The sequence below is a fragment of the Sphingomonas sp. CCH9-F2 genome (assembly GCF_001556735.1).
Taxonomy (GTDB): Bacteria; Pseudomonadota; Alphaproteobacteria; order Sphingomonadales; family Sphingomonadaceae; genus Sphingomonas; species Sphingomonas ginsenosidimutans.
This window is the reverse complement of the sequence record NZ_LSJO01000088.1, coordinates 1-406: the sequence shown is the minus strand read 5'-3', so window position 1 is coordinate 406 and position 406 is coordinate 1. Positions and strand designations below refer to the sequence as shown.

The following is a 406-nucleotide window of genomic DNA, read 5'->3' as shown; positions in this document are numbered from 1 at the left end:
CCGGGGGGGGGGGAGGTGGACGCTTCCGGGCCTATGTCGTGGATAGCGAGAGCGGGGGGGCATAAGGTCGCTATCCGAGGTGGAAAACGTCGCGGGACGACGCCGGTTCCGCCCGAGCCACGATTTTTTATGTCGGATCGCAACGGCTTTCGCGCGCGCCGACGCGCTCACTCGCGGCCGGTCACCGCGACCGTGATTTCATAGGCGCCGGCCAGCGGATCGTGCTGGAGCTGCGCGCGCAGTTGGCGCGACAGCCCCTCGATCACGCGGCCGTAGCGATCGCGAAGCTCGCCGCGCAGGTGATCGGTGTCGATCAGCGCGCGCGACGACAGCCTGAGGATCGCCTTCGCCGGATCGGCCGCCGGCTTGAGCGAGAGGCGCAGCTGCATCTCGGGCGCGCAGGTCA

The 406-nt window shown here is 69.5% G+C and carries 1 pseudogene; it reads right to left on the bottom strand.

The features are described 5' to 3' along the window. Positions 1–167: 167 nt before the first annotated feature. A pseudogene (locus AX685_RS02540) lies at positions 168–406 on the bottom strand (histidine kinase); the annotation flags it as partial.